The organism is Bradyrhizobium uaiense (assembly GCF_010811875.1).
Taxonomy (GTDB): domain Bacteria; phylum Pseudomonadota; class Alphaproteobacteria; order Rhizobiales; family Xanthobacteraceae; genus Bradyrhizobium; species Bradyrhizobium uaiense.
Genome location: NZ_VKHP01000307.1, coordinates 1 through 9,935, shown reverse-complemented (window position 1 = coordinate 9,935; position 9,935 = coordinate 1). Strand labels below are relative to the sequence as shown.

Below are 9,935 nucleotides of genomic sequence, written 5' to 3'. Positions count from 1 at the left end.
GATATTCGCTGCTGCCGGCGATCCCCGCGGCGGCGATCGCCGGCAGCAGCGAATATCTGCGTGCGGTCAGCGGCATCAAGCCGCCGGGCGGGCGCTATCTGCATCTCTATGCCGCCGACATCGGCCGAGGGCCCGACGGCCGCTGGTGGGTGCTCGGCGATCGCACGCAGGCGCCCTCGGGCGCGGGCTATGCGCTGGAAAACCGTCTGGTGCTGTCGCGTGCCTTTTCCAACCTCTACAAGTCGATGAATGTCGAGCGCGTCGCGCCGTTCTTCGAAGCGTTCCGCGATTCGCTTCGCGCCAGCGCCGACCGCGACGAGCCGCGGATCGGTCTGCTGACGCCCGGCGCGTTCAGCGAGACCTATTTCGAGCACGCCACGCTCGCGCGCTATCTCGGCTTCCTGCTGGTCGAGGGCGACGACCTCGCGGTCTCCGGCGACCGCATCCACATCCGCACCGTCGCCGGGCTGAAGCGGCTCGACGTGCTGCTGCGCCGGGTCGATTCCAACATGCTCGATCCGCTCGAGCTCGATGCGTCGTCGTATCTCGGCGTGCCCGGTCTCGTCGAAGTCCTCCGCAAAAGCGGCGTCGTGGTCGCCAATATGCCGGGCTCGGGCGTGATGGAGGCGAGGGCGCTGCTCGGCTTCCTGCCCAATCTCTGCCGGCGCCTGCTCTCTGAAGATCTGATGATGCCGCACATCGCGACCTGGTGGTGCGGCCAGAAATCCGCCCGCGAGCAGGTGCTGTCGCGGCTCGACGAATTCGCGATCGAAGGCGCCTATGGCCGTGGCGTTGCGGATTTTCCCGGCCACGGCCCGGTGCTGCCGGGCGAATTGTCGGCGGCGGATCGCGATCGCCTCAAGGATGCGATCAGCCACCGCGGCATCGACTATGTCGGTCAGGAGCTGGTGCGGCTGTCGACCACGCCGGTGTGGGAGAACGGCCGCATCGCGCCGCGGCCCTTCGTGCTGCGGGTGTTCGCGGCGGCGACGCCAGACGGCTGGACGGTGCTGCCCGGCGGCTTCTGCCGGATTGCCGACCGCGCGGATGCGCGTGCGGTGTCGATGGGTGACGGCGCGGTGTCCGCCGATGTCTGGGTGGTCTCCGACAGAGCGGTTGCGACCTCGACCTTGCTGCCGGCGGTCGACACCGTCCGCATCCGGCGCATCGCCGGCGTGTTGCCGAGCCGCGCCGCCGACAATCTGTTCTGGCTCGGCCGCTATCTCGAGCGCGCCGAGGCGACCATCCGCTTGATCCGTGCGCTGTGCACGCCGCTGCGCGATCCTGCGCGGGCGAATCCGAACGGCAACGCGCCGGCGATGCATTCGGCCGAGCGCATCCAGCGCATGTTGGTCACCTGGGGCGCGGCCTCGCAGACCGCGCGCGCCAATCCCGCCAAGGTCGCGCTCGAAGCGCTTCAGAGCGACGAGAAATTCGGTTCGGCGCTGTCGCTGGTGCGATCGGCGCAGCGCACCGCGACTTCGCTGCGCGAGCGGCTGTCGCCGGACGCCTGGCAGGTCATCACCGAGATGGCCGATCGGCTCGCGATCGAGGTTCATGACGATGACGGCGTCGTCAGCGCTGCCGAGCTGACCTTGCAGGAGCTTGCGAGCTTCGCAGGCCTCGCACAGGAGAACATGAACCGCGCCGCCGGCTGGCGCTTCCTCGAGATGGGGCGCCGCGCCGAGCGCGCCATCAACACCACGCGCTTTGCGCGCCAGTTCGCCTATGACGAAGCCGGTGACGAGGACCTCGACGTCCTGCTCACGCTGGTCGATTGTCAGATCACCTATCGCTCGCGCTATCTGGTGCAGCCGCTGCTCACCCCGGTGCGCGATCTCGCGGTGCTCGATCCCTACAATCCGCGCTCGGTTGCGTTCCAGGTCGCCGCGCTGAACGAGCATATCGCCGCGCTGCCGAGCCTGAAGGAGCATGGCCTGATCGAGCGGCCGCAGCGGCTCGCGGTCGCCCTCGAGGCGATGTTGACCACGGCCGAAGCCGGCAGCCTCGACGTCAAGACGCTGTTTGCGCTGGAGCAGGATCTGCTCAACCTCGCCGATGCGGTCGGGCTGCATTATTTTCCGCACGGACCGAACGCCAGCCGGCCGGAGAAGCTCACGGGGCTGGCGTGATCTACGACATCCGTCACGTCACGACCTACAGCTACGAGACCCAGGTCAGCTTCGCGCGTTGCTCGCTGCGGCTGGAGCCGATCACTGGCGACGGACAACAATTGATCTCGCATTCGGTCGAGATCCGCCCCAGGCCCGCCGAGCGCACCGCGCGGCGCGATTTCTTTGGCACCCTGACCGAAAGCGTTCTGATCGAGACCGCGCATCGCAGTCTCCGCATCGATTCCCGCTCGCGCGTCTCGGTGGCGCGGCAGCCGCCGGCGCGTGACGCCGCCAGCCCGTGCTGGGAAGGCGTGCGCGATCACGCCTTCGAAGGATTGAGCCTCGATGCGGCCTCGCCGGTCGGCTATGTCTTTGCCAGTGCGCTGGTGCCGGTGTTGCGACCCGTGACGGCCTACGCTTCGGCGAGCTTTTCGCCTGGCGGCGGAATCCTCGCTGGAGCGGCTGATCTGATGCGCCGCATCCGCGGTGATTTCAAATACGATCCCAAGGCGACCGTGATCTCGACGCCGCTTCGTGACGTGTTCGAGAAGCGCCACGGCGTCTGTCAGGACTTCGCCCATGTGATGATCGCCGGCCTGCGCGGCCTCGGCCTGCCCGCGGCCTATGTCAGCGGCTATCTGCGCACCATTCCGCCGCCGGGCCAGCCGCGGCTGCAAGGCGCCGACGCGACGCATGCCTGGGTGTCGGTCTGGTGTGGCAGCGAGCTCGGCTGGGTCGGGTTCGATCCGACCAACGATCTCATGGTCGCCAACGACCACATCATTCTCGCTGTCGGCCGCGACTTTGCCGATGTCTCGCCGGTCGATGGTGTCATCGTCGGCGCGCGGAAGCAGAAGCTCAGCGTCGCGGTCGACGTACTGCCGGTGGATTGAGCGGAGCGAGGCGAGAACCTCGATCAGGCTACGTGCCGCTTGCCCGATTTGTCCCAACCGATCGGGCTGACGACGACGCGGTCGCGGCCTTCGGCCTTGGCTTGATAGAGCGCAAGGTCCGCGGCCTTGAGCAGATCGCGCGACGTGCGCTCGTGGTCCGGGACGAGGCAGGAAACCCCGATGCTGACGGTCGGCAGCTCATGCTCGGATTCGCGCGCAGCCGTCAGCTTCGCGCGGATCAGCTCGGCGACTTCCACTGCGCCCGCCTTGCCGATGCCGGGCAGCAGCACCGAGAATTCCTCGCCGCCATAGCGCGCCCCGAGATCGGTGACGCGCTTGGTGCTGGTTGCGATGCACCGGCCCACGGTCGTGAGCACGGCGTCGCCGGCCTGATGTCCGTAGGTGTCGTTGAAGGTCTTGAAATGATCGACGTCGATCATCAGCAGCGAGACCGGCGACTTCGCGCGCATGCCGCGCCGCCACTCGACGTCGAGGGTATCGTCGAGGCGGCGGCGGTTGGCGAGGCCGGTCAGCGCATCGGTGCTCGCAAGGTGTGCGAGCCGGCCTTCCGCGATGGCCCGCCGTTTGAGAGCGGCCAGCAGGTAGAACATCAGGATGATCGAGACGCCGCAGAGCGCTGCCACCACGCTGCCGATCAGCCAAAGCTGTTGCCACCAGTCGGCATAGATGCCGTCGAGCGCGAGACCTTCGGCGATGATCAGGGGGTGGTGCCCGACCGCCCGAAAGACATACAGCCGACTGACATGATCGACGAGCGACTTCGTCATGTAGGAGCCGGATTGCCGGGCCGGAAACTGCTTGAAGACCTGGGAGTCCTTGATGCTTTGCCCGATCTTGCTGATCTCGAACGGAGCTCGCATCAGCATGACGCCATCGGTGTTGAACAGCGCCATGCTGTCGCCGACGCCGAAGTTCAGCTTGCGAAACAGATTGTGGAAATAGCTGAGCCGCATGCTGCCCGCGACCACGCCGGCAAAGGATCCGTCGTTGTTGCTGATGCGACGGCTCAGGCTGATCAGATACTCGCCGTCTGAAGTAACCCAGGGAGGACTGATGAACAGTCCGCTGTCCGCTCGCTTCTGGTGCACCTGGAAGAAGTCCCGATCGGCGTAATTCGCGCTCCGCGGCGTCAATGTCCGGGAATCGAGCGTGACGTCTCCCGCCGTACTCAGCACGAGGATCGAGCCGAGATCCTTGGCGGTGGCGGCACGATCGAACAGCACGACCTGGCGAAGCTCCGGGCTGATCTTGACGAGTTCCGGCAGCTTGACGCCGTCGGCGACCGCCTGGAGCGAGAGGTCATAGAGTTCGATGTTGCGGTCGATCTCGCTGGCGATGGAGGCGACGAGGTTGGTCGCGCCTTCCTTCGCGTGCCAGTAGTCCTTATCCGCCATATTCCAGAGGATGGATGCGCAGATTGCCGAAAACGACAGGACCAGACCGATCCCGAGCGCAAAGAGCCGTTTGGTCGGTACCGCTTTCGGCCTTGGCAAAAGCCCGCTCATTGCTCGCTTCCACTTCCCCGCGCCCCCGCGCTTTGACGCTTTCTATGGGGGTATCGAATTGAGAAAGGCGACCCGAAGCGCAGGCAATTTGCGCGCCTGCGTTGGGAGAGTCTTAACCATCCAGATTCGCCGAGGCCCGTTGCGGGGCCGCGGCGCAGCGCGTGATCCGTTCAGGTTCCTGTCGGTCGCAGGCCGTCGGCAGCGTCGCTGCGCAGGTTGTGGAAGAACTGCTCGACCTCGCGCGACAGCGTCTCGGCGGTTGCGGTCAGATCGTTCGACGCCGCGAGCACCGATTCCGCCGCCTTGCTGGTCTGGTCCATGTCGTCACGGAGCGAGCCGACGTTTGTGACCAGGGTTTCGTTGCCTTGGGCCGCCATCTGCGCGTTGGCGGAGATTTCGCGCGTGGCTGCATCCTGCTGGCCGATCGCGCTTGCGATGTTGGCGGTGACGTCGTTGATCTCGCGCACAGCCTCGCCGATCTCGCGCACGGCGGCCACCGAGTTGCGCGTCGAAGCCTGGATCAGGCCGACATTCTCGCTGATCTCTGCGGTTGCTTTCGCGGTCTGCCCGGCCAGCGCCTTGACCTCGTGCGCGACGACAGCGAAGCCACGGCCGGCATCGCCGGCCCGGGCGGCTTCGATCGTGGCGTTGAGGGCGAGCAGGTTGGTCTGCTCGGCGATCGCCTGGATCAGGTTCAGCACGCCGTCGATGCGCTGGGTGGTGGCGGCAAGGCTCTCGATCTCGGTGATCGACCGGTCGGTGCGCACGCCGGCCTGATCGACCGCGCCGGAAGACTGCTTGACCTGGCGGCCGATCTCCTCGACCGAGGCGGAGAGCTCTTCGGCCGCGCCCGCCACCGCGGAGACGTTGCTCGAGGCCTGCTCGGTCGCGCCTGCCGCCGCAACTGCCCGGCGGCTGGCGTCCGCCGCGACGGTTGCGATGGTCTGCGCGGTTTGACGCATCGTCGCAGCGTTGTCATGCACCGCGCGGAGTACCTCACCAATGGTGCCGCGGAATGCGTCGACGAAGCTCTCGATGTGCCGGCCGCGCGCGTCGCGGGCCTCGGAATCCTGCACGACTTGCGCGTTCAGGCTGCGATTGCGATCCATTGCCTCCTGGAAGACCTTGATGGCGCGGGCGAGCGCGCCGATCTCGTCGCCGCGCTCGACATGCGGCACTTCGACATGGTCGGCGCCGTCGGCGACGCGCTTGATGGTCGCGGTGATCTGCGACAGCGGCCGGGCCACCGAGCGGGCGATGATCAAGACGCCGAGCACCACCACGATCAGGGCGGCCGCACCGAGCCCGGTCAGCACCAGCGCCATCGTGCGGTTGGTGTCGGTCTGCCGCGCCAGTCGCTTGCCGCGCTCCGCATAGACCTTGGAGAGCGCTTCGAGATCCTTGTTCAAAGCTGTGCGCACGTCGCGGTTGGCGTCGTTGTCGCCCCACTCACGCCCGGCAGCGGCCCCGATCTCGATGCCGCGGCGGACCAGCTCCTTGCGGAACTCGATGAATTGCTCGATGCGCTTCTTGAACACCGCGAACTGGGCAGCGTCGTCGGCCTGCACCAGGGTTTCCCAGTTCTTGACCACGCCGAGGATGCGTTCGTTGAACGCCAGCAGCCCGTCGCCGTATTTCTTCACCGCGGCCGAATCGGTCGACATGTAGATGCCGCGGGATTCCATCACCACGGCATAGACCAGCGAGTTGACCCGCTCGACATTGAGCGCGGCACGGCTCGCGAGGTCGACGGCCTCGGTCAGTTCGGCGTTGCGCCGCGCGTTGTAGTCGGACAGGAAGGCGGTGGCTGCCGTCAGCGCCGCAATCAGCGCAAACGTCGAGTACAGCCTGGCAGCAAGCGAGAATCGGGACGCCATTGGAGGCCGGGACATGGAGATCTGGGATGTGGCGGGGGCAGGCATTGAGGGCACTCCAAGAGGCCGGGGAGTACCTTCGGCCAATCAAAGCTTATGCAAAATCTTCATGGACAATTTCTTAACGCGGGCGCTTTGGGCAGGCCGGAGCCGTTAAAATCCTTAAATAATCCCAATGTCTTATGTCGCATTCCGAGTCGTTGGGGTCGCGGCGCCTTGCCGCGTTGTCGAATGACGAGCCGCCATCATCATCATTCATCAACACCTCCGGCGCACTGCGCGAAGCTGATGGCACGACTTTCGCAAAGAGGTGCTACGTTACGCTGCCTCAGCCCCGACGCGAATTCCCATGCTCTATCGTCACACCATCGCTGCCACCAATTACGCATTCGACGATCTGCGCATCCTGCTTGCGAAGGCCTCGCCGCCGCGTTCCGGCGACCGCCTGGCCGGCGTCGCTGCCGACAGCGCGGAGCAAATGATCGCCGCACGTCTGGCGCTGGCCAACGTTCCGCTCAAGCAATTTCTTGATGAGCCTGTCATCCCCTATGAGGACGACGAAGTCACCCGCCTGATCCTCGACAGCCACGACGTTGCTGGCTTCCTGCCGGTGTCTTCGCTCACCGTCGGCGGCTTCCGCGACTGGCTGCTGTCGGATGCCGCCACTGGAGAAGCGATCAGGAGGATCTCGCGCGGCATCACGCCGGAGATGGTGGCCGCGGTGTCGAAGCTGATGCGCAACCAGGATCAGATCCTGGTCGCGAAGAAATGCGAGGTGACGACCCGCTTCCGCAACACCATCGGCTTGCGCGGGCGCATGGGCACACGGCTGCAGCCCAACCATCCCTTCGACGACCCCAAGGGCATCACCGCCTCGATCCTCGACGGGCTGTTGCTGGGATCGGGCGATGCCTGCATCGGCATCAATCCGGCGAGCGACGATCCGAAAGTCATCAGCACCCTGTTGCGGCTGCTGGACGACATCATCACGCGACTTGAGATTCCGACGCAGAGCTGCGTGCTCACCCACGTCACGACGACGCTCGGACTGATCGGGCAGGGGCTGCCGGTCGATCTCGTGTTCCAGTCGATCGCCGGCACCGAGGCGGCCAACCGCAGCTTCGGCGTCGATCTCTCGCTGCTACGGGAGGCGCGCGAAGCCGGGCTGTCGCTGCGCCGCGGCACGGTCGGTGACAATGTGATGTATTTCGAGACCGGGCAGGGCTCGGCACTGTCGGCCAATGCCCACCACCAGGTCGACCAGCAGACCTGCGAGGCGCGGGCCTATGCGGTGGCACGCGCGTTCGATCCGCTGCTCGTCAACAGCGTGGTCGGCTTCATCGGTCCCGAATACCTCTATGACGGCAAGGAAATCATCCGCGCCGGGCTCGAGGATCATTTTTGCGGCAAGCTGCTCGGCCTGCCGCTCGGGATCGACGTCTGCTACACCAACCACGCCGAAGCCGACCAGGACGACATGGACAATCTCCTGACACTGCTCGCGGCCGCCGGCGTGAACTTCATCATGGGCGTGCCGGGCGCCGATGACGTGATGCTGAACTATCAGTCGACATCGTTTCACGATGCGCTCTACATCCGCGACCTGTTCGGCCTGAAACGGGCGCCTGAATTCGACGATTGGCTGTTGCGCGTCGGCCTCGCCGGGCAGGACCTCCGCCTTGTCGCCGACGCGGGGCGGCTGCCTGACCTCGCCGCCAGGCTCTTGACCTGACGGGATGGCAAAATTCTGCAGAGCAACTATCTCGCCGTTGTGACGTTGGATAGTGCCACAATGTTGAAGAATTTCTGGCCCAGCGTTCCGCGCCATGGTTAGATTTGCAGGTGCTTCGGGGTCGTATTGATGAGAGCTGAGGGCATAAAGACAGCACGGCGTATCCTCTGCGTCTTTCCGCGCTATACGTCGTCGTTTGGGACCTTCGAGCACTCGTATCCCCTGACCGACGGCGTCAAGGCGTTCATGCCGCCGCAGGGCCTGCTGCTGATTGCAGCATATCTTCCCGAGAACTGGCAGGTCCGTTTCGTCGACGAGAACCTGCGTCCGGCGACAGTGGAGGATTTCGAGTGGGCGGAAGCCGTGTTCGTCAGCGGCATGCACATCCAGCGCCAGCAGATGAACGATATCTGCCGCCGAGCACATGACCATGACCTGGTGGTCGCGATCGGCGGCCCGTCGGTCAGTGCCTGTCCCGACTACTATCCGTCATTCGATTACCTTCATGTCGGCGAGCTCGGCGATGCGACCAACGAGCTGATCAAGCGCCTGGCGGAAGACACCAGCCGTCCCGACCAGCAGGTGGTGCTGAAGACCATCGACCGCCTGCCGATGACGGACTTCCCGCTGCCGGCGTATGAACTCGCCGAAACCAAGAAGTATTTTCTCGGCAGCATCCAGTTCTCCTCGGGCTGTCCCTATCAGTGCGAGTTCTGTGACATCCCCGGACTCTATGGCCGCAATCCTCGCCTGAAGTCGCCGCAGCAGATCATCGCCGAGCTCGACAAGCTGCGCGCATGCGGGGCGACCGATACCGTTTACTTTGTCGACGACAATTTCATCGGCAACCGCAAGGCTGCGAGCGAGCTGCTGCCGCATCTGATCGAATGGCAGAAGCGGACCGGCTATGTCACGCGTCTCGCCTGCGAGGCGACGCTCAACATCGCTAAGCGCCCCGAGATACTGGAGAAGATGCGCGAGGCCTTCTTCGTGACGATCTTCGTCGGCATCGAAACGCCAGATCCCGACGCGCTGAAGGCCATGCACAAGGATCAGAACATGATGGTTCCGATCCTGGAGGGCGTGCGCACCATCAATTCGTTCGGTATGGAGGTCGTCTCCGGCATCATCATGGGGCTCGATACCGACAAGCCCCAGACCGGCGACGCGCTGCTCTCCTTTGTCGAGGAGTCCCGGATTCCACTCCTCACCATCAACCTGCTGCAAGCGCTGCCGAAGACGCCGCTGTGGGATCGGCTCGAAAAGGCGGGGCGGCTGGTCGATGACGAGGGCCGCGACTCCAATGTCGAGTTCCTGCTGCCCTATGAGGACGTGGTCAGTTCCTGGCGCAAATGCATGGAAATTGCTTACGAGCCGAAAAGGCTGTTCGAGCGCTATCTGCATCAATGCAACTACACCTATGCCAATCGCATCAAGGTGCCGGTCAGTCCGGAGATGAAGAGCTGGGCCAACATCCGGCGTGGCCTGATCATGCTGCGCAACATCTTCTGGAAGGTCGGCGTGCTCGGCGACTACAGGCGCGTATTCTGGAAGTTTGCGCTGGGTCGGCTCAAGCGCGGCGACATCGAGGGGCTGATCTCGGCGGCGCTGGTTGCGCATCATTTGATCACGTTTGCGCGTGCAGCCTCCAGCGGCCGGCAGAACGCCTCGAACTACTCGATCCGGCTGCGCGAGGCTTCCGTTCCTGCCGAATAACAGCATGACGACACCTCCGGCGCCATTGCCCCCTTCTCTTCCCGATTTTCTCCACCTCACGCCGGCGCGCGGCGGTCTCG

General features: G+C 64.9%; 6 protein-coding genes. 4 read left to right on the top strand and 2 right to left on the bottom strand.

Features of this window, described 5'->3' with window-relative positions:
• Positions 1–2,132 (top strand): circularly permuted type 2 ATP-grasp protein (locus tag FNJ47_RS41265; protein ID WP_163161934.1); only part of this gene is annotated, 2,132 nt, incomplete at its 5' end.
• Positions 2,129–3,007, top strand: coding sequence for a transglutaminase N-terminal domain-containing protein (locus FNJ47_RS41260; RefSeq protein ID WP_163161932.1), 879 nt, complete (start codon positions 2,129–2,131; stop codon positions 3,005–3,007). The genes FNJ47_RS41265 and FNJ47_RS41260, both read left to right, overlap by 4 nt.
• A gap of 23 nt (positions 3,008–3,030) precedes the next feature.
• Here the strand turns inward: FNJ47_RS41260 and FNJ47_RS41255 are convergent, their stop codons facing one another.
• The gene (locus tag FNJ47_RS41255) at positions 3,031–4,533 is read right to left on the bottom strand and encodes a sensor domain-containing diguanylate cyclase (protein WP_163161930.1); all 1,503 of its coding nucleotides are present in this window, start codon (positions 4,531–4,533) and stop codon (positions 3,031–3,033) included.
• A gap of 170 nt (positions 4,534–4,703) precedes the next feature.
• Positions 4,704–6,425, bottom strand: a complete 1,722-nt coding sequence (locus FNJ47_RS41250) for a methyl-accepting chemotaxis protein (protein ID WP_163161928.1) — start codon at positions 6,423–6,425, stop codon at positions 4,704–4,706.
• A gap of 331 nt (positions 6,426–6,756) precedes the next feature.
• Between FNJ47_RS41250 and FNJ47_RS41245 the strand changes: the two genes are divergently transcribed.
• Together FNJ47_RS41245 and FNJ47_RS41240 are read left to right on the top strand one after the other, a co-directional pair.
• Positions 6,757–8,139, top strand: coding sequence for an ethanolamine ammonia-lyase subunit EutB (locus tag FNJ47_RS41245; protein ID WP_163161926.1), 1,383 nt, complete (start codon positions 6,757–6,759; stop codon positions 8,137–8,139).
• Positions 8,140–8,268: 129 nt separating this feature from the next.
• Positions 8,269–9,855 (top strand): B12-binding domain-containing radical SAM protein, encoded by a 1,587-nt coding sequence (locus tag FNJ47_RS41240; protein WP_163161924.1) that lies wholly within the window; start codon positions 8,269–8,271, stop codon positions 9,853–9,855.
• Positions 9,856–9,935 lie beyond the last annotated feature (80 nt).